General features: G+C 72.4%; 14 protein-coding genes. 8 read left to right on the forward strand and 6 right to left on the reverse strand.

All coding sequences use genetic code 11. The annotated features are described in order from the left end of the window. Positions 1 to 11: 11 nt before the first annotated feature. The 3 genes from WME89_RS32855 to WME89_RS32865 all read right to left on the reverse strand — a co-directional run bounded on the left by WME89_RS32855 (position 12) and on the right by WME89_RS32865 (position 7,210). Positions 12 to 3,209: a hypothetical protein gene (locus WME89_RS32855; protein ID WP_438003608.1), complete on the reverse strand. Its 3,198-nt coding sequence runs from the start codon at positions 3,207 to 3,209 to the stop codon at positions 12 to 14. Between the two features lie 65 nt (positions 3,210 to 3,274). After that, the gene (locus WME89_RS32860) at positions 3,275 to 3,928 is read right to left on the reverse strand and encodes a YdeI/OmpD-associated family protein (protein ID WP_438003609.1); all 654 of its coding nucleotides are present in this window, start codon (positions 3,926 to 3,928) and stop codon (positions 3,275 to 3,277) included. A 126-nt stretch (positions 3,929 to 4,054) separates the two neighbouring features. Further along, the gene (locus tag WME89_RS32865) at positions 4,055 to 7,210 is read right to left on the reverse strand and encodes a hypothetical protein (RefSeq protein WP_438003610.1); all 3,156 of its coding nucleotides are present in this window, start codon (positions 7,208 to 7,210) and stop codon (positions 4,055 to 4,057) included. A gap of 259 nt (positions 7,211 to 7,469) precedes the next feature. On the opposite strand from WME89_RS32865, the gene mug reads away from it, so the two are divergent. Beyond that, positions 7,470 to 8,039 carry a G/U mismatch-specific DNA glycosylase gene (mug, locus tag WME89_RS32870; protein ID WP_438003611.1) on the forward strand — a complete coding sequence of 190 codons (570 nt, stop codon included), beginning with the start codon at positions 7,470 to 7,472 and terminating at the stop codon, positions 8,037 to 8,039. 158 nt (positions 8,040 to 8,197) lie between these two features. Here the strand turns inward: mug and WME89_RS32875 are convergent, their stop codons facing one another. Then, positions 8,198 to 8,704: a hypothetical protein gene (locus WME89_RS32875; RefSeq protein ID WP_438003612.1), complete on the reverse strand. Its 507-nt coding sequence runs from the start codon at positions 8,702 to 8,704 to the stop codon at positions 8,198 to 8,200. Positions 8,705 to 8,957: 253 nt separating this feature from the next. Between WME89_RS32875 and WME89_RS32880 the strand changes: the two genes are divergently transcribed. The 4 genes from WME89_RS32880 (at position 8,958) to WME89_RS32895 (ending at position 14,144) form a co-directional block, all read left to right on the forward strand. Further along, positions 8,958 to 11,504 (forward strand): PAS domain S-box protein, encoded by a 2,547-nt coding sequence (locus tag WME89_RS32880; protein ID WP_438003613.1) that lies wholly within the window; start codon positions 8,958 to 8,960, stop codon positions 11,502 to 11,504. 241 nt (positions 11,505 to 11,745) lie between these two features. Continuing rightward, the gene (locus tag WME89_RS32885; protein ID WP_438003614.1) at positions 11,746 to 12,318 is read left to right on the forward strand and encodes an OmpA family protein; all 573 of its coding nucleotides are present in this window, start codon (positions 11,746 to 11,748) and stop codon (positions 12,316 to 12,318) included. Between the two features lie 757 nt (positions 12,319 to 13,075). Continuing rightward, positions 13,076 to 13,585 carry a YtxH domain-containing protein gene (locus WME89_RS32890; protein WP_438003615.1) on the forward strand — a complete coding sequence of 170 codons (510 nt, stop codon included), beginning with the start codon at positions 13,076 to 13,078 and terminating at the stop codon, positions 13,583 to 13,585. 10 nt (positions 13,586 to 13,595) lie between these two features. Beyond that, the gene (locus WME89_RS32895; protein WP_438003616.1) at positions 13,596 to 14,144 is read left to right on the forward strand and encodes a hypothetical protein; all 549 of its coding nucleotides are present in this window, start codon (positions 13,596 to 13,598) and stop codon (positions 14,142 to 14,144) included. Between the two features lie 459 nt (positions 14,145 to 14,603). On the opposite strand, the gene WME89_RS32900 is transcribed toward WME89_RS32895, so the two are convergent. Then, on the reverse strand, positions 14,604 to 15,722 hold the full coding sequence (locus WME89_RS32900) for a CBS domain-containing protein (RefSeq protein ID WP_438003617.1): 1,119 nt from the start codon (positions 15,720 to 15,722) through the stop codon (positions 14,604 to 14,606). Between the two features lie 402 nt (positions 15,723 to 16,124). Beyond that, entirely contained in the window at positions 16,125 to 17,303 is a 1,179-nt protein-coding gene (locus WME89_RS32905) for a mechanosensitive ion channel family protein (protein ID WP_438003618.1), read from the reverse strand. A gap of 378 nt (positions 17,304 to 17,681) precedes the next feature. Between WME89_RS32905 and WME89_RS32910 the strand changes: the two genes are divergently transcribed. The 3 genes from WME89_RS32910 to WME89_RS32920 all read left to right on the forward strand — a co-directional run bounded on the left by WME89_RS32910 (position 17,682) and on the right by WME89_RS32920 (position 25,485). Then, positions 17,682 to 18,305 carry a hypothetical protein gene (locus WME89_RS32910; RefSeq protein ID WP_438003619.1) on the forward strand — a complete coding sequence of 208 codons (624 nt, stop codon included), beginning with the start codon at positions 17,682 to 17,684 and terminating at the stop codon, positions 18,303 to 18,305. Between the two features lie 512 nt (positions 18,306 to 18,817). After that, the gene (locus WME89_RS32915; protein WP_438003620.1) at positions 18,818 to 24,673 is read left to right on the forward strand and encodes a HAMP domain-containing protein; all 5,856 of its coding nucleotides are present in this window, start codon (positions 18,818 to 18,820) and stop codon (positions 24,671 to 24,673) included. A 344-nt stretch (positions 24,674 to 25,017) separates the two neighbouring features. After that, on the forward strand, positions 25,018 to 25,485 hold the full coding sequence (locus WME89_RS32920; RefSeq protein ID WP_438003621.1) for a hypothetical protein: 468 nt from the start codon (positions 25,018 to 25,020) through the stop codon (positions 25,483 to 25,485). The last annotated feature ends 151 nt before the right edge of the window (positions 25,486 to 25,636 follow it).

Consider the following 25,636-nt stretch of genomic DNA (forward strand, 5'->3'; position numbering starts at 1 on the left):
CGCCGCGCGCCTCAACGGCCGACCGCCTCGCACCGCACCGGCTGCCGCACCTCCTGGCCGTGCAGGACGAGCACGAGCTTGCCGCCACCGGGCCCCTGCGCCGGCTCGCTCCGCGGCGGCGGGGCGAGGCCAGGCCCGCCGCGAGCGGCCCTCGCGGGCGCGCCGAATGAGGCCGCGGGCGCCGGCCCCGCGAAGCGGGCGACGAGCTTCTTCACGGTGCCAGGAGGCTCGTAGAAGCCGAGATCGGTCTCGTAGCGCTCGTCCCGCACGTTGAGCTCCACGGCGTCGAGGCAGGCGCGGTCGCGCGACCACCGGATCACCGCGACGCCGGCCGTCCCGGCCGCGAGGACCCCGGGCAGCGCGCCGGACACGAGGCCGATCTCGGAGTCGAACGGCAGCACCACGCGCGCCTCCCCGCGCCGCGGCGCGCAGGACGGCGCGCTGCCCGCGCCGAGCTCGCCGAGCGGCGCGAGCGCTTCCTCCGGGCCCAGGGTGCCGAGCTCAGGATCGACCGGCGAGAGCACCGCGCCGCCGGACGCGGCGACCGCCACGAAGACAGGCTCGCCCCCGCGCGCGCCCGCGCCGTACGCGAAGCGCGCCTGCTGCGCGCTCGCCGATGCCGCGCGCGCGGCGCGCTGCACGTGGAGCTCCCGGAGCGCCGGCGGGGGCCCGCCGCTCCCGAGGTGCGCGCTCGTCGACACCGCGCGCCGCGCGCCCGTGCGGAGCTCGACCGCGCTCACCGCGAGCCCGTCGTGCCGGGGGCTCAGGAAGATCGCGCGGTCGCCGAGGTCGACGCCGACCGCGCGCGGCGGGGCGCAGCCGCCGATCGGCCGCGTCACGAGCGCGGCGTCCAGCACGCCGGCGAGGCACGCCTCCCTCGCGCCGGCCGCCACGGGGGCCACGCGCCCGTCGCGATCGATCACGAGCCCGACCTGCGCCTCGTACGGCCGGTACGCGAGCTGGGCCAGCCCGGCGCTCCCGAGCGGCACGACGGCGCGCCGGATCTCGGCGCCCACGTCGAGCGGAGGGATCCAGGCGAGCTCCGCGTCGGCGAACGGCGCCGGCAGCGCGGCGCTGGAGGACGGCAGCGTGAGCTGCCCGAGGGTGCCGATCCGCAGCGGGCTCGCGCCGCGCAGGGGCGGCGCGGCGACGGCGCCGAACCCGTGCGACTCCGGGACGCGCGCGGCGGCGGGCGGCCCCGCGAAGCTGCAGGCGAGGCGCACGACCGGCGGCGGTGGCGAAGGCCGCACGGGCGCCTCGCGCTGCGCGCGGCCGGCGGGCGGCTCCGCGGCGGCCGCGTCGAGCGGGGGCGCGCCGGAGCGCGGGGCCGACGCCCACCCGATCCGGAGGAACGGGCCGACGCGGCACCCCACCGCGGAGCAGCCCTCGAGGCGCGCGGCCGCGCTGCCCGGCGGCGGCGCGACGGGCGACCACCGCTTGCCTCGATCGATCGTCTCGAAGAGCCTGCCGTCCTCGGTCTCGACGAGCGCGAAGGGCCCCGACGCCTCGATCGAGCTCGCGCGCGGCGGCAGCGCGTGGAGGCGCGGCCGGCCGGCCGCGTCGATCGTGACCGACGCGAGGCGGGCCGCGTGGCCCTGCGCGGAGAGCCAGCCCTCGACGGTGTCGTCAGCGAGCGCGGCGAGCGCGCGAGAGAGCAGCTCCGGCGGCCTGTCGCCGTGCTGGGGCAGGAGGAGCGGCGGCTCGCTCCGCGCGATCCGCACGACGCGCAGCGCGCCGCGCACCTCGACGCGCTCGGCGTCGCGGAGGAACACGCCGGGGCGCGCCACGAGGGCGACCGCGCCCCCGCCGCGGCGGGGGATCCAGGCGAGCACGTCGGTAGCGTCCGCCGGATCGAGGCGGTGCTCGACCCAGGCGCCCGGCCCGCGGCGCACGCAGAGCACCGCGCTCTGCTGCGGCGAGCCGCCGGCGAGCGCCCCGCGCGAGATCTCCCGGAGGTCGAGCCGCGGCCGCGGGAGCCCCTCGCACGGCCCGAGGTAGCCGAGCGCCTCGCCGTCGACGCCGACGAAGTGATCGGTGTCCCGCTCGACCCCGGGCCGGAGCTCGAAAGCGCGCTCGATCCGCGGCGCGCGCGCGTCGCTGGCGATGTCCACGACGCTCGCGCGATCCGGGCCGGCGCAGACGGCGAGCAGCGCGTCGCTCGCGCGGAACGGCGCGCACGCGCCGCTGCCGGGCGGCAGGGGCGCGCCGGACGACGCGCGCCCGCTCGCGAGGTCGACGCGGCCGACGAAGCCGTCCGAGGCGACCGCGGCCCCGCCGTCGGAGAGCGGCAGGCCCGAGGCGACGGCGTCCGCGAGCTGAGCGAAGGGCGCGCGGTGGAGCCACCCCGGGTCGACGTCCGCCGGCGGCTGCGCGCGCGGCGCGCGGGGCTCGCCGACGCGGCCGCTCGGGTCGATGGCCTGCTCGAGGCCGTGGGCCAGCGAGACGACGATCTCGTCGCCGCGGACCGCGAGCGACGCCGCGTCGCCGAGCTCCGCGGTGATGTCGCGGTACGAGGCGCCGGCGTCGACCGTGAGGAGCGCGCGCCCGAAGACGGTGAGGCCGAGCGCGCGGCGCTCGCTGGCGGCGGCGGCCGCGACGATCGACGGCAGGCCGAGCGGCCGCAGCGCGCCGCTCGCGCCGTGGACGGCGAAGCTCCCGGCCGACGAGAGCAAGCCGAGGCCGTCGAGCCACGGGAACACGCTGACCACGTCGCCAGGCAGGGCGGCGAGCCTGCGGAGCTCCCCGGAGAAGCTGGCCGCCGCATGGATCTCCTTGCCGCTCCAGAACAGGTAGCGCAGCGCGCTTGACTGGGCCCAGGCGGGGAACGCGGCGCCGCCGGCGAGCTCCGGGCTCTCGGCGCCGAGCGGCGTGATCCGCTCCAGGCCGTGCAGCTCCGCGCGCTGGCCGTTGAGGACCACCCTGTCGACCTCGCGGCCGTCGAGGACCACGCGCTCGACGAGGCCCGGCGCCGGCTGCGCGACGTACCGGGCCGGTCCGAGCGCGGCGGGCGCGACGAGCGGAGCGAGGGCGCGCCCGCCGTGAGGCGGCTCGATCGCGCCGGGGAGCGCGGGCGCCGGCTCGGCGGCCGCCCCGCAGGCCGCGAGCGCCGGCGCGACGAGGAGCGACAGGTGGCCGAGCGCGCGGGAGAGCGCGCTCGGGGCGCGCGCGGCGAGGGTCGGGGAGCGGGGCACGGCGAGAAGGGATGCCATGAGGTCCGACCGCTGGCGCGCGGGTTCCGCCCCGCGCCGGCCGCGGCGCGATCGCGAGGGGACGCTCAACGCCGGTACTTCTCGTTCCTGTCCCTCACGCCGGCGGCCACCATCTCGATGCTCTTCTCGACGCGGCGCGCGCGCGTGGCGGCCGTCTTCGCCTCCTCGATCCAGCGCGCGTACTCCTTGCGGTGCGACGGCGACAGCGCATCCCAGGCGGCGCGCGCGGCCCCGTGGCTCCGGAGCGCCTCGGCGAGGTCCTCGGGCGTGGTGACCGCGGCGGCCGTCCTCGGCTTCGGGGCGGCGGCCGAGTCGGGCTTGCGCTTCACCGCTGCCTCGGGCTTGAAGCGCAGCGCGGACCATGTCTCGTCGATCGCGACCTGCGCGACGCCGCCCCATCCCGCGTCCACGACCGCCTGCCAGCCCACGTCGCGCGTGAGGTCGGTCTCCACCCCCGAGGACCGCTTCGGATAGGAGATCCAGAGGACGCCGCCGTCGCGGACGGCGCCGATGGCCCGCGGCGCGTTCTTCTCCAGGTCCTTCGCCTGGCGCACGAAGAGGTGGACCACATCGAACTGCCCGCGCGCGGCCGTGGCGACGGTGACCCTCTCGGGCAGCGGCTCGAGCGCGGCGGCGAAGCCGCCGGGCGCGCCGAGGAGCAGGAGGCGGCTATCGGGCTTGATCTGAAGCTTCCTGGCGAGCGGATTCGGGGTGGTCATCGCGAGCCTCGGGAGGCGAGAGTCCTGTCTTTACCTGTCCAATGACGTTCCTGGTCCATGTGGCACGAGCAGAATACAGACAGCAAAGGACGCCAGGAGCGCCAAGGACGGCAAGCTCACGGCGCCTCAGTCGCCCGCCGGCCGAGCGCCGGCGAGGCACCTGAGCGGCTGCGTCATCGTGGCGGTCCGCAACACACCTTCTCCGCCTCCCGCACCCCCGCCGCTCCCCTGCCCTCGCGGCGCCGTCCACCGCGCGATCAGCGCCGCGTCGACCGCTGCCTCGCCGCGCCGCCGCGCGTCGGCGACCGCGACGTGCAGCGCCTCGAGGCAGACGCGCTCCCGCCCCCAGCGCACCTGCGCGAGGCCCTGATCCCCGAGCGCGACGGCCGGCAACGCACGTGGATCCAGGCGCAGGGCGCTCTCCGGATCCAGCGTCACGAGCGCGCGCCACGCGCCCCGCATGGCGCGGCAGCGCGCGTCGGTCGCGGCGGTGAGCGTCGACCAGGGCGCGAGCGCAGCCACCTCGCCCGCTGTCCCCGCGGCGCGGTCGAGCATCGCCACGCCGGCGGTCTCGGGCGCGCGGCCGTCGAGCACCAGCACGCCGATCTCGCCGTCGTCGCGCCGGGCGAGCGCCATCGGCCTGCCGCGCAGCTCCTCGCGGTCGAGCCCCACGATGCGCGCAGGCCGCCGCGGCTCCGGCGTGTGCTCCTCGATGGCCACGCGGCGCCAGAGCTCGCCGAGCACGAGGGCGCGGCCCGGCTCGATCAGGAGACCAGGCGCCCGGCCCAGCGCGCCGTCCGCGTAACCCCGGCGCGGCTCGAACACCGGCAGCGCCCGCGCGCCCTCCGGCCCGAGCAGCAGCTCGCCCGCCTCGGTGAGGACGAGCAGCGCCGCCTCGCCGCTCGCGCCGAGCAGCGGCACCGAGGCGGCGCGCTGCGCGCCGCGCCCGCTGTTCACCGCGAGCTCGGGCGCGTCGAGCCGCAGCACGTCGCCGCGCAGATCGAACGGGAGCCGGAGCAGCGCGCTGTGCGTCCGAAGCGGCGCGGCGCCCTTCCCCGTCGCGGCGCCGCCCTTCCCCGTCGCGGCGCCGCCCTTCCCCGTCGCGGCGCCGCCCTTCCCCGTCGCGGCGCCGCCCTTCCCCGTCGCGGCGCCGCCCTTCCCCGTCGCGGCGTCCCCCGTCTCCGGCGTCGCGGCGTCCCCCGTCTCCGGCGTCGCGCCGTCCGGCGACTCCGCCTCGTCGGCAGGCCGCCTGTCACGCCCAGGCGCCGCCGCCTCCGCGACGATCTCGATCGCATCCCCGTACGGCGTCGGCACCGTCCATCGCTCCGCGCTGGCCTCGGTCACGGCGCCCGGGAGCGGCGCCGGCAGGCCGGCCGGCGCGCACGAAAGCGCCGGCAGCTCGACCGGAGGCGCCGGCGGACGGCCGATCCCGCTCCCTGGAGCCGCCCCCGCGGCCGGCGCCGCGGCGATCTCCGGGGGCAGCGCGCCCGCGCCCCAGCCGAGGCGCACCACGCCGGCCAGCGCGCAGCCGAGCGCGGAGCAGGCGCCCTGGAACGACGACGGCGGCACGGGCGAGCGCCCGGCAGAGCGCCACGTCCGGCCGTGATCGAGCGTCTCGTAGAGCTCCGCGCCCCGCGTGACGAGCACGCCGTGATCGCCGGTCACCACCATCCCCGCCGGCTCCGGCGGCAGCGCGTGGAGCGCGACCTCCCCGTCCCACGCGATCGTCACCCCCCGGCTCGCCTGCCCGACCGGATCGGGCCACTCGATCGACGACAGCCATCCATCGACCCCGCCGTCTTCGCGCGCGCGGAAGCGCCGGTCGACGAGCACCCGCGACGCGTCGCGCGGCGGCGGCGTCCAGTACCAGCCGGGGAGTTGCCCCGGGAGCCGCACGACCCGCGCGCCCCCCTCGTCGCGGCCCCGCGGCGCGCCGACGGGCAGCGGCAGCGCGTCGCGCTCGCCCCGCAGCAGCGCGACGGCGCTCCCGTCCCGGCGCGGCGCCCAGCCGACGAGCGCCTGCCCGTCGCCGACCTCGATCGCGTGCTCGACCCACGCGCCCGGACCGCGACGCACGCAGATCGTCGGGTGGACCACCACCTCGCCGAAGCGGCGATCGCGATCCTCGTCCGTGACGAGCCGCGGAGCCAGCGCGCAGCCGCCGACGAAGCCGAGCGCGCCGCCGTCGTCGGCCACGAAGAACCCCTCGTCGCTGAAGGCGCGCTCCAGCCGCGGCGGCTCGCCGCGCTCGGAGCGCAGGACATAGCTGCCGTAGCCCTCGTAGTCGTCCCACGCGCAGAGGAAGAGCAGCCCGTCCTGCGCGCGCATCTGCGCGCAGCCCAGCCCGTCCGGGAACCAGCCGGCGAACCGCTCGCGCGTCTCGCCCGTCCGCGCGTCGATCCGCGCGACGCCGCGCTCGATCACCCCGAGCGCGGTCCCGTCGGGCAGAAGCGCGTCCGCGGCCACGGCCGCGGCGAGCAGCGCCATCTCGCGCGCCGCCTGCTCCTCGCGCTCGCCGGCGCGGGAGCCCGCGAAGCGCAGCTGGAACGACCCGCCCGCGGACGTCGTCGCGCCGAGGTCGCCGTCAGAGCCGCCCAGCGAGCCATCCGGCAGCACGGCCACGCGCCCGAGCGCCGTGTCGAGCGACAGCGCGCCCGGCGCGACGCCGATGCCGCGCGACGCGAGCCCGATCCGCGGGCCGACGTCGATCCACGTCCTGCCGCCGTCCGCCGTCGTCGCGGCGCGGCCGAAGACGTCGAGGCGCACAGCGCGCGCCGCGTCCAGCGCGGCGAGGTCATGGACGCCCGGCGTCTCGAGCGCCCGGCCGCGATCCTCCCCGGGCAACAGCACCCGCGGCCCCTGCTCGGTGAGCACCACGACGCCCTGGAGCCCGTTCCGGGCGCCCCGCACGGCGCGCGCGCCGCCGCCGAGCGCCACCTCCGCGAGCGGCCCCGTGAAGCCGCGCGAGCGGAACGCCCTGCCGCGGCTCCAGTGCAGGAAGCCCCCGCCGAGGTGGGGCGCGATCGCGAGCGATCCAAGGATCGGATCGCCCGCCGCCCACAGCTCGGGCTCCCACGCCGCCGCGACGATGCGCCCGCCGCCGCCGAGCTCGAGCCGCGCGCCGCCGACGACGACGCGATCCACGACGGCCGAGCCCGCCTCGTCGTGCGTCACCCGGAACGCGCCCTCCCCGAACCCCTGGACGTAGCGAGCTCCCCCCGGGGCGGCGCCGGCCGCGCCCAACGCGCCCCACCCGCCCGCCGCGCCCGGCACGCTTGACACACGAGCGCGCGCGCGTGGCAGCCGAGCCGACGCCGCGGCGCCGCTCGAGCGGCTCGGCGCGGGCCCGAGCGCGCAGGCGGACGCGGCGAGAGCGATGAGCAGACCGAGCGCGCGCGCCAGCATCGGGGAAATCCGACGGTATCTGCTGTAAAGCCCCAGTCCAGGGTCGATCTGCCTCCACCGGACGACAGGCGCGCTCATCCCCCGCGACGCCGTCGTAAGCTGTGGCGCGCGGCGCACCGCCCGCGCCCTGAGGCCTGTGCCCACCCCTCGCCGACCCACGAAAGAAGAGCTCCTCGCTGCCGCCGGCAAGACGGTGCCGGACGTCATCGCGCCCGACCTCCGCGTCCTCTTCTGCGGCATCAACCCCGGCCTCTACACCGCCGCCGTCGGGCACAACTTCGCCCGCCCCGGCAACCGGTTCTGGCCGGCGCTGCACGCCGGCGGCTTCACCGATCGCGTGCTCTCCCCCTCGGAGGAGCGCGATCTGCTGAAGCTGGGATACGGGATCACCAACGTCGTCGAGCGAGCGACCGCATCCGCTGATGAGCTGTCGCCCGAGGAGCTCGCCGCGGGCGGGGTGCGGCTCGCCGCCAAGGTGCGGCGGTACCGCCCTCGCTTCCTCGCCGTGCTCGGGATCGGCGCTTACCGGAGCGCGTTCGGGCGGCCCCAGGCCGCGCCCGGCCCGCAACCCGAGACGATCGACGCGACGAGGATCTGGGTGCTGCCTAACCCGAGCGGACTGAACGCCAGCTACCAGCCGGAGAAGCTCGCAGCCATGTTTCGCGCCCTGCGCGAGGCGGTCGCGTCGGTCGCTATCCCGCTGTGAGCCGCGGAGCGCTCCAGCGCGGATCTCCCGAAAGGTGGTGTTCCACCGGCCGCGGTCGCGCGATATCCCTCCTGCGCTGACTCGCCCTCTCGTCGCCAGGCCAGCTCGGCTCTCGTCGCGCTCAAAGGTGGTCTCCCCCGCTCGGCGCGGCGGCGCGCCTACTCGGGCAGCGCGCTCTCCTCCTGCTGGGGCACCTTCGCGCGCGCGCTGCGGGCCTCTTCCCGGAGGGCAAAGAGGCCGGGCGGCCCCTCGGTCGGTCGCGCGCCTTGGTTGCCCACCGCGGCGAGCCAGGCCATCGGCGAGTCGGGCGTCTTCGGCGTGACGAGCAGGACTCCGCGCGACGCGTAGCGCGAACAGCCGTCCTCGCACACAGGAAGGACGAGACGGAGCCCGCCGCCGCCACCTCGGCTCACAAGGGGCGCCACGCGCAGGTCCGCCGGCGTCGGGGCCATGGTGGCCATCACCACGCGCTCGATCAGCCCCATGACCGTCTTCCCGGACGTTCCGGGCGGCTCTGGAGCCGGCATCGCCGCGCGCTCTGCTGCCTCGAGCCGCCTCGACGGCAGGGCGAAGAGCCCCGCGCCGTCGGACGCCTCGGCCGACGGCGATGGCAGCGCGCCGGCGAGCGCTCCGACGAGAAAGGCGAGCTTGAGTCCGAATCGCATGCGTGCACCCTCGCCGACACATCCAGCAGGCCCCATGCCAGCGAGGAGCGACCGGCGGCCGCGGCGCGGCTCGACGCGCGCGACAGCCGCCTCCGTTCGCCATGCGAGACGGATCGCCACAGCGTGGCGCGGGGAGCCCGGCCGCGCGCGGCCAGGCCATGGAGACGCCCGCCGGAAGCTGGAGAATGGGCCCCGCCGCGCGAGCGCCGCTTTCGCTTGCCAGACGGTCCGGGCGCCGTTAACCGTCATCGTTATGCTCGACCGAAAGCCAGGACTGGGCCCGCTGCACGCGAAGGCCCCGCTCCCGCCTGGCGCTCCTGTCCCTGCCGCCTCATCCGAGCCCGTCGCGAGCATTCTGCTCGTCGACGATCATCGCCCGAATCTCCTCGCCCTGGAGGCCGTGCTCGATCCGCTCCGCCAGCGGCTCGTCACCGCGCAATCCGGCGAGGAGGCGCTGGAGCACCTCACCCGCGAGGAGTTCGCGCTGATCCTCATGGACGTGAAGATGCGCGGTATCGACGGCTTCGAGACGGCCGCCCGCGTGAGGGGGCTCGATCAGGCGCGGCACACGCCGATTATCTTCATCTCGGGGCTGCCGGAGGACGAAGACCGGCTGTATCGCGGCTACGCGCAGGGCGCTGTCGATTATGTCGTGAAGCCGTTCAATCCCGACATCCTCCGCGCCAAGGTGGCCGTCTTCGTCGAGCTGCACCGCAGGGCCGAGCAGATCAAGCGGCAGGAGGCGGCGCTCCGCCAGCTCGAGCGCCAGGCGAGCGACGAGGTGTTCCGGCGCATCATGGACACGAGCATGATGGGCCTGCTCTTCAGCGACTATGAAGGGCGCGTGATCGAGGCGAACGACTGCTTCCTCATGATGGTCGGCTACACCCGCGAGGACCTCAAGTCGGGGGCGCTCAGCTGGCAGCAGCTCTCCCCGCCGGAGTACGAGCACGTCCACCGCGACGCGGTGAACGAGCTGAGCGCCCACGGCGTCACGAAGCAGTTCGAGAAGGAGTACATCCGCAAGGACGGCAAGCGCGTGTCGGTCCTCGTCGGCTCGGCCCGGATCGAGACGCAGCGGCGCAACCTCACCTATGTGCTCGACATCAGCGAGCGCAAGCGCGCCGAGGCGAACGTCAGCCTCCTCGCGGGCGCGGGCGAGATCCTCTCGTCCTCGCTCGATTTCCGCGAGACGCTCGGGCAGCTCGCCCGGCTCGTCGTCCCGCTCCTCGCCGACTGGTGCGCGGTGGACATCCAGGGGCAGGACGGCGCGATCCAGCGCGTCGCCGTCCAGCACACCGACCGCGAGAAGCTCGCGTTCGTCCAGCAGATCGAGGAGCGCTACCCGGTCGATCCCGCGTCGGCCACCGGCGTGCCGAACGTGCTCCGGACCGGCGAGACCGAGTGGATCCCCGAGATCACGGACGAGCTGCTCGTCGCGATCGCCCGGGACGAGGAGCACCTCCGGCTGGCCCGCGCGCTCGGCCTCCGGTCGGCCGTGGTCGTGCCGCTGGCGGCGCGCGGCCGCGTCCTCGGCGCCATGACGCTCGTGCACGCGGAGTCGGGGCGGCGCTACTCGAAGGCCGACGTGCAGTTCGCCGAGGAGCTCGCGCGGCGCGCGGCCCTCAGCGTCGACAACGCGCTCCTCTTCGAGCGCGAGGTCACCGTGCGCAAGGAGGTCGAGACGCTCGCGGAGGAGCTGAAGCACAGCGAGGCGCAGTTCCGTCTGCTCGCCGAGACGATGCCACAGCTCGTGTGGACGAACCGTCAGGACGGCCACCACGAGTACTTCAATCAGCGCTGGTACGACTACACCGGGCTCAGCCCCGAGGACACGGGCGGCGAGGGCTGGAGCCGGCCCATCCACCCCGAGGAGCACGAGCGGGCGCTCGAGACATGGCGGCACGCGCTCCGCACGGGCGAGCCGTACGAGAACCAGTGTCGGCTCCGGCGCGCCGACGGCGCCTACCGCTGGTTCATCGGCCGGGCGGTCGCCGCGCGGGACGGGTCGGGGCGCATCGTCCGCTGGTTCGGCACGTACACGGACATCGACGATCAGAAGCGCGCCGAGGAGGAGCGGCAGCGGCTCGTCCAGGCGCTCGAGCGCAGCAACAAGGAGCTCGATCAGTTCGCGTACGTCACGAGCCACGACCTCAAGGCCCCGCTGCGCGGCATCGCGAACCTCTCGCAGTGGATCGAGGAGGACCTGAACGACAAGATGACGGAGGAGAGCCGGAAGCAGCTCGACCTGCTCCGCGGTCGCGTCCACCGGCTCGAGAACCTGATCGACGGTATCCTCAGCTACTCGCGCGCGGGCCGTGTCCGCGAGAAGCCCGAGTCGATCGACGTCGGCAAGCTCCTCCGGGAGATCGTCGAGCTGCTCGCGCCCCCGGCGGAGACGCGCGTGGAGGTCGCCCCGGACATGCCCGTCCTCGTCACCGAGCGGGCGCCGCTCCAGCAGACGTTCCTGAACCTCATCAGCAACGCGCTGAAGCACGCGGGGCGCACCGATCCGGAGGTCCGGATCAGCGCGCGCGACGCCGGCCCGTTCTGGGAGTTCTCGGTCTCGGACAACGGCTCGGGCATCGCGCCCGAGTACCACGACCGCATCTGGGGCATCTTCCAGACCCTGAAGGCGCGCGACAAGGTCGAGGGCACCGGCATCGGGCTGTCGGTCGTGCAGAAGATCGTCCAGAGTAAGGGTGGGCGCGCGTGGGTCGAGTCCTCCCTCGGCGCCGGCGCCGCCTTCCGGTTCACCTGGCCGAAGCTCGAGGCCAGGGAGCCCTCGGCGCCTGGTTGACGTGCCGCGACCTGCCGCGGCGCGCGTGCGGCCTGAGCCGCGCCGGGCGACGGCGTGGCGGCCTCCAGCGCGCCGCCGGCCCGGCATGGACTTTGATTGATATCGAGACACCCCTGACACGACAGGTGGCTTGAAGCGAAGCGAGCGCCGGTGACGGCGGGACGGGAAGTCACTGCTCCTTGTCCGCTGGCGTCGTGTCGCTCTTGTCGCGCCGCGGACCTCGAAAGGAGGGTGTTTCATCATGTCCATGTTCAAACTGCCCGGGTTCTTCCTGGGCGCGCTCGCGCTCTCGCTCGTCTCGGCGTGCGCCACAGCACCGGCGCCGGAGCAGGCGCGGAACGCGGAGCCCAGGATGCCGAACCCGGGCCCCGATGGTGTCTACAAGGTGGAGTGGCCTGATCTGCGGGAAGGCGAGGATCGGTTCATCGGGCTCACCCTGGGCGCGGACATCGCCGATGTCTGCCGGCTGCCCAAGACGAATTTCGCCTTCGACTCGGCCGAGCCGCTGCCGCAGGAGCAGCTGGAGCTCCGTGCGGTGGTCGACTGCCTGCTCTCGTCCAACCTCAAGGACGTGAGGATCGAGCTCGTTGGCCGGGCCGACCCGCGCGGCAAGCAGGCATACAATCAGGATCTCTCCCTGCGCCGCGCCACGCGGGTGAAGGAGCTCCTCGTGAAGGAGGGCATCTCTGCGGATCGCATCTCGACGCGCGCGACGGGCGCCTCCGAGGCGGTCGGCAATCAGCCGATGTACTCCTACGGTTACGATCGCCGCGTCGACGTCGTGCTAGTCGGCGTAGTCCACGCCCCCCAGTGAGCGGGACGCGCCCGCTGCGGATACGGGCCCACCTCGACGTTTTCGGTGCTCGGCGTACAGGAGTACGCCTGCGCGCCGAAAACGCCGATCTGGGCCCGTCTCCTGTGCGGGCGCGCCCCGCTCGGCCAGCCGTGATCCTCGCGAGGACTGCAGCCGGCAACGCCTCCTTCCAAAGGGAACGCCGGTTCCGTCGATGACGGCACCGCGGGCGACACAGCCTGCCGTGACGCCATAACCTCCAAACGGCCTCCCGCGACAGCGCACACTCGACACAGCTTTCCGCGGCAATATGGCTTCCGGCGACGCCGCACCCTCGACACAGCCTGCCGCGACGCCGCACCTTGGACACAGCCTGCCGCGGCGACATGGCTTCCGGCGGCGACGCACCCTCGACACAGCTTTCGGCAGCGATGAGCGCTCGAGCACAGCGTGCGGCGACGGTGCGCGCTCGAGCACAGCGTGCGGCGGCGATGCGCGCGCGGCGCAGCGCTCGGCGCGCGGACGGCGGAGCTTCAGACGGCGGGGCGCGGGCGCGCCGAGCGGCGGCGCCGAAGGCGCGCGGCGGCGCGGTGCACGCGTTGCCCCGAGGCGCGTCACGACAGATGTGGCATTTCGTCACGCATCCGCCATGCCGGCGGGGGGGGCTCATCCAGGGCAAGCGGGCCGTACAGCGCGATCTGGGGGGTTGGTCCGGGGCCTGCAATGCGTCCGGTCACGAACCGGCGGACGTCATGTCCGTCACAAGGAGACAAGAGCCATGACGAACCGACTGAATGACGCGGTGGGCGCTGCAAAGGGTGTGTACGAGTCGGCGGCCGTCGGCGCTGGCGCTGCCGCGACGGTTGCGGCCACGACCGCGAAGACGACGGCGTTCGACGTCGCGAAGGCGGTCGCAGGTATCGCTGCGACGATCGGGGCGATCGGCTTCGACGACGTGCTCGGCTGGGTCGGGCTGGCGCGCAGGCGGAGCCCCCTCACGACGCTCGCGCTCTTCGGCGCCGGCATCGCGGTGGGCGCGGGCGTGGCCGTGCTGCTCTCGCCGACGTCCGGCCCGGCGCTGCGCCGCGAGATCCTCACCCGCCTCGACGGCCTGAAGCGCCAGGCGACCCAGGGGGTCGAGCAGGCGGAGCACCAGATCCAGAGCAAGGTCGGCGGCGCGGTCGACGCGGTGAAGGGCGCGGTCTCCTCGTCCGAGAGCAGCAACTCGCACTACGGCGCCGAGGGCTCCGGACGCCAGGGCGGCGAGAGCGGCCATCACCTGAGCTGAGGCGCCGCACGTGTGGCTCGAAGCCATTATCACGCGGGAGGATCTCGCCCAGATCTTGGGCGAGTTCCTCCCTGTGAAAATCCATCTGGATGATGATGAGAAAACGGACCGCTGGCTTTACCTTGGCAAGGCGACCGAGATCACCTTGGTCGAGGACATGGGCCTGCGCGTCGACTGTCCTGCGGAGCTGAAGTGGTCGATCGCGGGCGTGAACCCCACCATCAAGCTCGATGAGCTCAAGGTCCTGATTTCCCCTGAGATCATCGAGAGGCACCAGGGGAACGTGCTCGCGTTCAACATCGAGCTCGAGGAGGCCGACATCCGAGGCATCCCCGCGCTCATCGACCACACGATCATGAAGGCGGTCAACTCGGCGCTCGCGAACAAGAAGCCTGAGTGGAACTTCACGAAGACGCTCACGCACACCGTAGGTCTCCCCTCCAACCTCGAGCCGATCGAGGGGCTTCACATCGGGGTCGCCTGGGGCAAGCGGCGCATCAGTCAGGACGCGCTCGTGCTCGTGGTCTCCTTCAAGCTCAATTTCGTGCGCAGCGATTGAGGCTCCGCCTCCCACGGACGGTCTCCCCACGAACGCCCCGCCCCCTCCCCAGGGGCGGGGCGTTTCGCTTTCGAGCCGTCCACATCCTTGCCCGAGATAACCGCCGCCTCACCCGAGGCGCGCAGCCTTGGTCGAGACACCTTCAGCCTTGTCCAGGCGCGCAAGCCTTGGTCGAGACACCTTCAGCCTTGTCCAGGCGCGCAGCCTTGGTCTAGAGCGATAAACGGGTTGAAACACCGAGAAAAAGCAGAATTTTCACAGGGAGGCGGGGAGCGAGAGACGGCGAGAGGGAGAGATTCTTTTTTTCTTCCTCCCCGCCTCCCCGTGAAAATTCTCCGAATTTCAACGTGATTGGTGTTCTAGACACCTTCAGCCTTGTCCAGGCGCGCAGCCTTACTCCAGACGTCTTCAGCCTTGTCGAGGGCTGCACCAGACGAAGAGAGAGCGCGCGCCCCCCGCCTACCCGATCTGGGGCGCCAGGTGAATCCTCCCCAGCCGTCCCCCGCGCCCGCGCGTGAGCGCGCCCGCGATGTCCGAGTGCTTGACGAGCCCGAGGTAGCTCTCCCCGTCGAACACCGCGACCACCGGCGTGTTCTTCTCCACCATCTTCCGCCCCACCTCGTCGAGCGACACGTCCGCCGCCACCCGAGGCACGTCACACCGCATGATCCACGCGATGAACGACCCCTCCTCCCCCGCAGCCAGCGCGCGCATCACGTCCGTGCGCGTCACGATCCCGATCACGCGATCCTCGTAGACCACCGGGAAATCGGGCTCCTGGCTCGCCAGGATGCGCCGCGCGGCGTCGCCCACGAGCTCGCCAGGCCAGAGCTGGACCGCCCTGCCCTCGAGCTGTCGCGCCTCGGGCACCTCGACCGGCGCCATCACCACCTGCGCCGCGCTCCACTCCCGCCGCGCCCCCAGGAAGAGGATCGCCGACAGCGCCGCGACGAGGAGCTGCCCGCTGAACAGCGCGATGAAGAACAGCACCGCCGCCATCACCTGCCCGAGCGTCGCCGCCATCGACGTGGCGAGCCAGCTGCCGGTGAGCGGCGACAGCGCCTCGCGCAGCACGCGCCCCCCCTCGAGCGGCAGCGCGGGCAAGAGCCCGAGCATCGCGATCCCGAGGTTCGCGCTGGCCACCCACACGACCGCCGTCTCGCGCGAGGGCGCCTCCGCCCCCTGCAGCACGGAAGCCCACCGGAGCTCGCTCGCCCCGTGCTGCGCGCCGACGGCCACGAAGAACAGCGCCGCGACAGCGAAGTTCGCGGCAAGACCGAGCGCCCCGCTCTGCGCCCACCCGGCGACCGGCCGCGCGCGGCGCGCGACGACGCCGAGCGGCGAGAGCACGACCTCGCTCAGCCGGAGGCCGAGCTGCCGCGCCACGACGCCTTGCACGAGCGCCTGCAGCGCCACGCACACGAGCAGCGCCGCGCCGAGGGCGCAGCCGAAGAGCGCGCCGCCCCCGCCGTGCCGCGCCCCCCACTGGAGCGCGCCGAGCGGGACGAGCAGGCCGAACGCCGCGTGCGCAACGACCTCGATACCGCCAATCCGCGTGATCCTGATGACCCAATTCATGGCGTGTTGCTCCTGGGTTCCCGCGCAGGCAGCTGCGCATAGCCGGCAAGGACAGTTCCGACCTGCTACCGACCCCCTCTCCCCCCCGGGGAGGTGGCGAGAACCTCGTCGCACGATCACGGCTGACGGGCATTTTTCTCGGATCTTTCCATATCTTGCTGCAAGGCATGTGCCGCTTTCCTGCGCCCGGTGACGCGCCTCACACACCTTCACGCCGCTCGCGGCGGGGCCAGCGGCGCGCGGACAGGCGTGAAGGCCTGTTGCGCGCTTCCGTCCGTCATCGAGTTGACGGGCGTGAGACGGGGAGTTTACGGGACCACGAAGCGACGGATGAGCGCGCCTGCACGGCGCCACGCCTGGATGTCGCGGTGTGGCGTTCCGCCACGTAGCAGGCGCGCTCCGTCACGTCGCCACATCGGCCACCCCGTCCACTCCAGCCCGCCGCGCGCGGCCCGAGGCAGGGCCACGCCGCTCCACTGCCTCGGCGACGGGCGAGGCCCGCGTGAAGCGCTCCTGGGGCAAGAACCGGCCTTCCTCGAGCTCCCGCACCCAGCGGAGCATCTCCTCGCGCACCCAGCACCGCAGATCGAACAGCTTCCCCGAGTCGGTGGCCGACATGAGAAAACGCACCTCGATCGTGCGCTCTGTCACGTTCGTGACCTGGACGGCCTTCACGCGCCTGTCCCAGAGCTCGCTGTTCGGGAGGATGGACTCGAAATGCTGGCGCACGGCCTCCACCGGCGTCCGATAGTCCACGTGGATCTCGACGGTGCCGAGCTTCTCCGAGCCGTGCTTCGTCCAGTTCTCGAACGACTCGTCCAGGAGCCGCGCGGTCGGGATGATGAGCCGCCGCTCGTCCCAGATCTTCATCACCACGTGCGTCAGCCGGATCTCCTCGATCGTCCCGAACTGCCCGTCCACCACCACCTTGTCGCCGAGGTCGATGGGGCGGGTGAACAGGATGTGGAGGCCGGAGAGGATCGCGCCGACGGGCTTCTGCGCCGCCAGGCCGAGCACGACGCCCGCGATGCCGGCCGAGGCCAGCAGCGAGACACCGACGTTCCGCACGGTCTCGAAGTTCAGGAGCACGAGCGCGCCCGCCACGATCACGATGAGCACCCGCGCGACCCGCTCGAGCACGCGCGCCTGCGTGCGGAGCCCGCGGGACGACTCGCTCCCCTCCTGGAGGTGCCGCAGGGCGCGCGCGTCCAGCACCTCGGTCAGGATCCCCACGACGCGCATCAGGAGCCACGCCACCCCGGCGATGAACAGCGCCGAGAGGAGCGACCGCAGATCGGCCACGATCTCCCGCCCGACCGGCGTCATCTTGGCGAAGCCAGCCGTCAGGACCACGCCGAGACAAAGAGTCATGGGGCCGATTGCCGCGTCGAGCGTCTTTTCGTCCCAAGGCGTCGATGTCCGCCGCACGACCACCGAGCCGGCGCGCCGGAAGCCGTGGACCACGAGCCGGGCGAGCCCGAGGCCGACCGGAACGCTCGCCGCCACGATCAGCCACTGCCACAGGCCCTCCGTCGGGATCCCCAGCCGGGCGCCAAGCGATTCGAAGACCGAGCTCTGCATCAATCTGCTCCTTCAACCAGCCAGTCAGCGCCGCGCGCGTCGATGGCTCGAACTGCCGGGGACCGGCAGGAGATCCGTGACGCAGTCAGGCGCGCCGGGCTCATCCATCCTTTGTGCGCCCTCGCCATGGCACAGGCCGTGCCGCCCACGGCGTCCCCCCGCCTTCCCGGCCCGCGCCCGCTGCGCCCCGCGCGACGCCATAAGATCTAGATCACAGGGTGGAGGCAGCGTTGCCACGGTGCGGCAATTCGCCACACAAGGGCTTCACCCCACCTTGCACGTTCCGTTCAGCCGAGCTCCGTCCGCTCGGCACGTGACGTGCAGGGACGATGACCAAGAGTCGAGATCGCCTGATAAACGCAGCAAAGGACTCGCTTTATGTCAGAGCGTAGAAGCCAGGTCGATGATTTCACGCGGCTCACGGAAGAGACCGAGCGGCTCGCGAAGCACGTCGAGGATCTCCGGCTGCGGATCGCCGCTACGACGGCGAGGCGCCGCGCATCGTCCGGTAGGCTCCCTGCGCAGAGCGGCGCCGCCTTCGAGGCGACGCACGGCTCGCCCACCGAGCGGCCGCCGCACGGCCCGCCGTCCGACCGGCCGCCCCATGGCGCGCTGTCCGATCGGCCGCCCCATGGCGCGCTGTCCGACCGGCCGCCCCATGGCGCGCTGTCCGACAGGCCGGCCCATGACGCGGGCTCGGAGCGGCCTCACGACGCCGCGCCGGAGCGAACGCACGACGCGGGCGCGGAGCGGCCTCACGACGGCGCGACCGAGGCGGCCCCGGAGCGGCCGCAACCCCGTCACTCGCCCTTCCCCGAGCGCCCCTCGTGCCTCGCGAGCGTGTCGCGGTGGCTGCCCCCGCTCAGGCCGACGCGGACCGCCATGGAGTCGGGCGTTCACGAGAGGGTCGGAGAGGCAGGGCGTTACTGCATCGTGACGCCGCGAAAGAAGGCGAGCGCCGTGCCGCCGCGGCGCCGGACACCCAAGGCCGACGTGGCCTGAGAGAGCCCCCGGAGCAGGGCCCGCGCCCGGCGCACCCCGGCCAGGCCCGCGCGCGACGCGCCCCACCGCCCCCCGACAACGCGGCCTCTCCGCCGCAGCGCACCTGAGCCACCACACGCGGCAGGCAAAGAGCGACGCCCGGGGCGCGATGCTTGCCCGGCTGCGCGCCTGCGTAGTATACGAACTCATGCTGTCGCGCGGCGGGTGCGGGCGCGCACGGCCACCGTGCGCCGAAGCCTGACATCGATGGGACCCGACGGAACCTTCGCGGTCGGGCAGCGAGAGCCCCGCCCCTCAGCGGCGCGAGCGCCCCGCGATTGCCCTGGCCGCCCGAGCCAATCGACGACTCCGCCTTCCAGGCGAGCGGGCCTTTTCTCTCGCAGCCTCTCGCCCCCGGGTTCGCCCCCGTCGAGCCGCTCGCCGCGCTCCGGGGCACCGCCGTATCCGGGGTGCGATCTAGTTTCCCTCAACCGATCGGCACCGCCTGCAGGCGTGACCAGGAGAACAGCGGCATGGAGCAGCGAAGCGACCTCGACAAGGCGGCCCGCAAGGCGAGAGCTGGCAATGGGAAGGGAAAGAAGGGCGCGTCCGCGGACGGGCTGCACGGCGCCGCACGCGCGAAGAAGGCCCTCGGGGGGGATGGGGCCCGCGCCGCGCCGCCGGTCGTGAGCGACGCGCTCGACCGGCGGACGCTGCTGCTGGCGCTGACGGCGCTCAAGAAGGGTGATTTCTCGGTGCGGCTGCCCTTCGACTGGTCCGGGGTCGACGGGAAGCTCGCCGACACGTTCAACGACGTCGTCGAGCTCAACGAGAAGATGGCGAGGGAGCTCCACCGCCTGAGCCGCGTGGTGGGCAAGGAGGGCAAGCTCTCGCAGCGCGCCTTCATCGGCGAGGTGAGCGGGGCGTGGGCCGACGAGATCGCGTGCATGAACGAGCTCATCGGCGATCTCGTCCACCCCACCGCCGAGACAGCGCGCGTCATCGGGGCCGTCGCCAAGGGCGATCTCTCGCAGATGATGGCCCTCGAGGTCGACGGCAGGCCGCTCGACGGCGAGTTCCTCCGGACGGCCAGGACCGTCAACACGATGGTCGAGCAGCTCGGCTCCTTCGCCTCGGAGGTCACCCGCGTCGTGCGCGAGGTAGGCACCGAGGGCAAGCTCGGCGGACAGGCCGAGGTGAAGGGCGTCGCCGGCACCTGGAAGGACCTCACCGACTCCGTCAACTCGATGGCCGGCAACCTCACCGCCCAGGTGCGCAACATCGCCGCCGTCACCACCGCCGTCGCCACGGGAGATCTCTCGAAGAAGATCACCGTGGACGTCAAGGGCGAGATCCTCGAGCTCAAGGACACCATCAACACGATGGTCGATCAGCTCCGCTCGTTCGCCTCCGAGGTCACCCGCGTCGCGCGCGAGGTAGGCACCGAGGGCAAGCTCGGCGGGCAGGCCGAGGTGAAGGGCGTCGCCGGCACCTGGAAGGACCTCACCGACTCCGTCAACTCGATGGCCGGCAACCTCACCTCGCAGGTCCGCAACATCGCCGCCGTCACCACCGCCGTCGCCAACGGCGACCTCTCCAAGAAGATCACCGTCGACGTCAAGGGCGAGATCCTCGAGCTCAAGAACACCATCAACACGATGGTCGACCAGCTCAACTCCTTCGCCTCCGAGGTCACCCGCGTCGCGCGCGAGGTAGGCACCGAGGGCAAGCTCGGCGGGCAGGCCGACGTCCGCGGCGTCGCAGGCACCTGGAAGGACCTCACCGACTCCGTCAACTCGATGGCGTCGAACCTCACCGCCCAGGTGCGCAACATCGCCACCGTCACCACCGCCGTCGCGAAGGGCGATCTCTCGAAGAAGATCACCGTGGACGTGAAGGGCGAGATCCTCGAGCTCAAGGACACCATCAACACGATGGTCGATCAGCTGAGCTCGCTGGCCGCCGAGGTCACGCGCGTCGCGCGCGAGGTAGGCACCGAGGGCAAGCTCGGCGGACAGGCCGACGTCCGCGGCGTCGCCGGCACCTGGAAGGACCTCACCGACTCCGTCAACTCGATGGCCGGCAACCTCACCGCCCAGGTGCGCAACATCGCCACCGTCACCACCGCCGTCGCCACCGGGGATCTCTCGAAGAAGATCACCGTCGACGTCAAGGGCGAGATCCTCGAGCTCAAGAACACCATCAACACGATGGTCGACCAGCTCAACTCCTTCGCCTCCGAGGTCACCCGCGTCGCGCGCGAGGTAGGCACCGAGGGCAAGCTCGGCGGGCAGGCCGAGGTGCGCGGCGTCGCCGGCACCTGGAAGGACCTCACCGACTCCGTCAACTCGATGGCCGGCAACCTCACCGCCCAGGTGCGCAACATCGCCGCCGTCACCACCGCCGTCGCCAACGGCGACCTCTCCAAGAAGATCACCGTCGACGTCAAGGGCGAGATCCTCGAGCTCAAGAACACCATCAACACGATGGTCGACCAGCTGAGCGCCTTCGCGGCGCAGGTGACGCGCGTCGCGCGCGAGGTAGGCACCGAGGGCAAGCTCGGCGGGCAGGCCGAGGTGACCGGCGTCGCCGGCACCTGGAAGGACCTGACCGACTCCGTCAACTCGATGGCCGGCAACCTCACCGCCCAGGTCCGCAACATCGCCGCCGTCACCACCGCCGTCGCCAACGGCGACCTCTCCAAGAAGATCACCGTCGATGTCCGCGGCGAGATCCTCGAGCTCAAGGACACCATCAACACGATGGTCGATCAGCTCCGCTCGTTCGCCTCCGAGGTCACCCGCGTCGCGCGCGAGGTAGGCACCGAGGGCAAGCTCGGCGGGCAGGCCGAGGTGCGCGGCGTCGCAGGGACCTGGAAGGACCTCACCGACTCCGTCAACTCGATGGCCGGCAACCTCACCTCGCAGGTCCGCAACATCGCCGCCGTCACCACCGCCGTCGCCAACGGCGACCTCTCCAAGAAGATCACCGTCGACGTCAAGGGCGAGATCCTCGAGCTCAAGAACACCATCAACACGATGGTCGACCAGCTCAACTCCTTCGCCTCCGAGGTCACCCGCGTCGCGCGCGAGGTAGGCACCGAGGGCAAGCTCGGCGGGCAGGCCGACGTCCGCGGCGTCGCAGGCACCTGGAAGGACCTCACCGACAACGTGAACTCGATGGCCGGCAACCTGACGAACCAGGTGCGCGGCATCGCCAAGGTCGTGACCGCGGTCGCCAACGGCGATCTCAAGCGCAAGCTGGTCGTCGACGCGAAGGGCGAGGTCGCCGCGCTCGCGGACACGATCAACGGCATGATCGAGACGCTCGCGACGTTCGCCGATCAGGTGACGACGGTGGCGCGCGAGGTCGGCGTCGAGGGCAAGCTCGGCGGGCAGGCCAGCGTCCCCGGGGCCGCCGGCACCTGGAAGGACCTCACCGACAACGTGAACCGGCTCGCGGCGAACCTCACCACGCAGGTGCGCGCGATCGCCGAGGTCGCCACCGCCGTGACCAAGGGCGATCTCACCCGGTCGATCAAGGTCGAGGCGCAGGGCGAGGTCGCGGCGCTGAAGGACAACATCAATGAGATGATCCGGAACCTCAAGGACACGACGCTGAAGAACAGCGAGCAGGACTGGCTCAAGAGCAACCTCGCCAAGTTCTCGCGCATGCTCCAGGGGCAGAAGGATCTCCTCACCGTCGGCCGGCTCATCCTGTCCGAGCTCGCCCCCGTCGTGACGGCGCAGCAGGGCGTCTTCTACATCATGGACTCGTCCCGGGAGGAGCCCTTCCTCAAGCTGCTCGCGAGCTACGCGTTCAAGCAGCGCAAGCACGTGGACAACCAGTTCAAGCTGGGCGAGGGGCTCGTCGGCCAGTGTGCGCTCGAGAAGGAGAAGATCCTCCTCGTCAGCGCGCCGCCCGACTACATCACGATCACGAGCGGCCTCGGCGAGGCGCCCCCGGTCAACATCATCGTCATGCCCGTGATCTTCGAGGGGCAGGTGAAGGCCGTCATCGAGCTCGCGTCGCTCGAGCGCTTCAGCCCGACGCACCAGGCGTTCCTCGATCAGCTCACCGAGTCGATCGGCATCGTGGTCAACACGATCGAGGCGAACATGCGCACCGAGGACCTGCTCAAGCAGTCCCAGTCGCTGGCGCGCGAGCTCCAGAGCCAGCAGGAAGAGCTCCAGGAGACGAACGCCGCGCTCGGCGAGAAGGCGCGGCTGCTCGCCGAGCAGAACGTCGAGGTCGAGCGGAAGAACCACGAGGTCGAGCAGGCCCGGCAGGCCCTCGAGGAGAAGGCGCGGCAGCTCGCCCTCACCTCGAAATACAAGTCGGAGTTCATGGCCAACATGTCCCATGAGCTCAGGACGCCGCTGAACAGCCTCCTCATCCTCTCGGACCAGCTCTCCAGGAACAACGACCAGAACCTCACCCCGCGGCAGGTCGAGTTCGCGAAGACGATCCACGCGTCAGGCACCGACCTCCTGGCGCTCATCAACGACATCCTCGATCTCTCGAAGATCGAGTCGGGCACCGTCGTCGTCGACGTCGGCGAGATCAGCTTCAAGGACCTCTCGGACTACGTGCAGCGGACGTTCCGGCACGTCGCCGAGGCGAAGAAGCTCGAGTTCGAGCTCGCCTTCTCGTCCAGTCTGCCGGCGTCGGTGCTCACCGACGCGAAGCGGCTGCAGCAGGTGCTCAAGAACCTGCTCTCCAACGCCTTCAAGTTCACCGAGCGCGGCAGGGTGATCCTGGAGGTGACAGTGGCCCGCGAGGGGTGGAACCGTGAGAACGATGTGCTCAGCCGGGCCGACGCGGTGATCGCCCTCTCCGTCCACGACACGGGCATCGGGATCGCGCCGGACAAACAGCAGATCATCTTCGAGGCGTTCCAGCAGGCCGACGGGAGCACGAGCCGCAAGTACGGCGGCACCGGGCTCGGGCTCGCGATCAGCCGGGAGATCGCGCGGCTGCTCGGCGGCGATCTCGTGCTCGTCAGCGCGCCGGGCCGCGGGAGCACGTTCACCCTGTACCTGCCGCGCACCTACCGGCCCGTGCGGGCGGCGCGGCGGCCACCGGCGCACGTCCTCGACGCCCCGCCGGTCCTCGAGGATCCCGTCCACAGCAGCCGGCCGTCGGATCGCATGACCACGACCACGGACACGCAGATCATCGACGACAGCGAGAGCGTACGTCCGGGCGATCGCGCGATCCTGATCGTCGAGAACGATACGGTCTTTGCCCGGTTCCTCGTGGACGTCGCGCGAGAGCACGGCTTCAAGGCTGTCGTCGCCGTCCGCGGCGCGACCGGGCTCTCGCTCGTGCGCGAGCTCAGGCCGCTGGCGATCACGCTGGACATCAACCTGCCCGACATCGACGGGTGGCGCGTGCTCGACTGCCTGAAGCGCGATCTCCAGGCGCGGCACATCCCGGTCCAGGTGATCACGACGGAGACGGAAGAAGAGCGGTGCCGCGCGCGCCGCATGGGCGCGGTGGGGCTGCTCAACAAGCCGCTGAGCAGCAGGACGGCGCTCGACGAGGCGTTCGCGCGGCTCGACGCGCTGGTCAGCTCGCCGCAGCGCCGGCTGCTCCTCGTCGAGCCGGACAAGGCAGCTGGCGACCCCGTGGCCGAGCTGCTCTCGGACGAGGGGATCACGATCGCCACCGTGGCGACGGGCCGGGAGGCGCTCGCCGCGGTCGAGCGCGAGGCGTTCGACGCCATCGTGCTCGGGCTGCGCCTGCCCGACATGCCCGGCTTCGAGCTCATCGACCACCTCGACCGTGCCGGACGCTTCGCCGACCTGACGGCGATCGTCTACACGCCGGCGGACATCGCCGGGGACGACGAGGTGCAGATCGCCCGGCTGGCGCAGCGGCTCCCGGTGAAGCACGTCCAGTCGCGAGAGCGCCTCTTCGACGAGGTGACGCTCGCGCTGCACCGCCGGATCCCGGACCTGCCGGAGCCGAAGCGGCTCATCGTGGAGCATCTCCACGAGTCGGCCACCGCGCTCTCCGGCAAGTGCGCGCTGATCGTCGACGACGATTTCCGCAACATCTACGCGCTGAAGACCGTCCTGGAGAGCCACGGGATGACGACGCTCGCCGCCGACACGGGCAAGGCCGCCATCGAGCGCCTGGAGCGGACCACCGGCATCGATGTCGTTCTCATGGACATCATGATGCCGGAGATGGACGGATACGACACCATCCGCGCCATCCGCCAGCGGCCCGTCTTCCAGACGCTGCCGATCATCGCGGTCACGGCGCGAGCGATGAAGGGCGACCGGGAGAAGTGCCTCGAGGCGGGCGCGACCGACTACATCTCGAAGCCAGTCGACACCGAGCAGCTGCTCGCGCTGCTCCGGATCTGGCTGCATCGCTGAGCTCGTTTCACCTCGATCCAGCTCGGCTCACCCCGGTCCACCACCCCCATCATCGTCCGCCTCGGACGTAGCCAGAAGTTCGTCTGGGCTGCAACCACGCCCCAGTGTGGCGTCTCTGCTCAGGTGCGGCGCGACCGTCCACAACCGACAGCGCAGGATGCCCGGGATTTTCGGCACCTTCGCATGGCACGCTGCCTGCTGCATCCGTGTGGGATTCCAGAATACAGCAAGGGAACGCGGCTGCGCGGGGACGGTCTTGGGAAAGGAGCCTGTCAGTGAGGGCAAAGCTGGTGACCGGTCTGCTGAAGACACGGGTGGACGCCGAGAGGGCCATTGAGCGCGTCATGAGCTGTGGATACAAGCGCGACGCGATCAGCCTGGTGATGGGCCACGCCGCGCGCGGCCAGCATGTCGAGAGCGGAACCGGCTCGAGGGCGGTGGAGGGCGCCGGCCTCGGCGGCGCTGTCGGCGGGGCGGTGGGGGCGGCCTTCGCTGCGTTCGCGGCGGTCGGAACGAGCCTGATGTTCCCCGGGCTGGGCCTCGTCGTGGCGGGGCCGATCGAGGCCGCGATCGCGGGCGCGGGCGCCGGCAGCGCGGCCGGAGGGCTCGTCGGTGCGCTCGTCGGCGCCGGCGTCCCCGAGCACCGCGCGCGCGCCTACGAGAGCGGCCTGCAGCGGGGTGAGGTCCTCCTCGGCGTTCACGCCCAGTCGCAGCGAGACGCCGAGATCCTGGAGATGATCCTCGAGTATGCCGGCGCCGAGAACGTCCGGAGCGACAGCGGGCTGAAGCGCCCCTACGACAGCTTCATCTAGCTCCGGGGGGCTCGCGCGCAGGGGGGCTCGCGTGCCGCGGCTGCGCTCGGTGCGTGGCAACTTGCCTCGCCGAGGCGCGCTGCCGCCGACGCGTCCGTGCGGCATTTCAGGCGATCCCCGAGAGGAGCGCCTGGCATGCGCGATGCTCCAG

The sequence above is a fragment of the Sorangium sp. So ce321 genome (assembly GCF_051530195.1).
Taxonomy (GTDB): Bacteria; Myxococcota_A; Polyangia; order Polyangiales; family Polyangiaceae; genus Sorangium.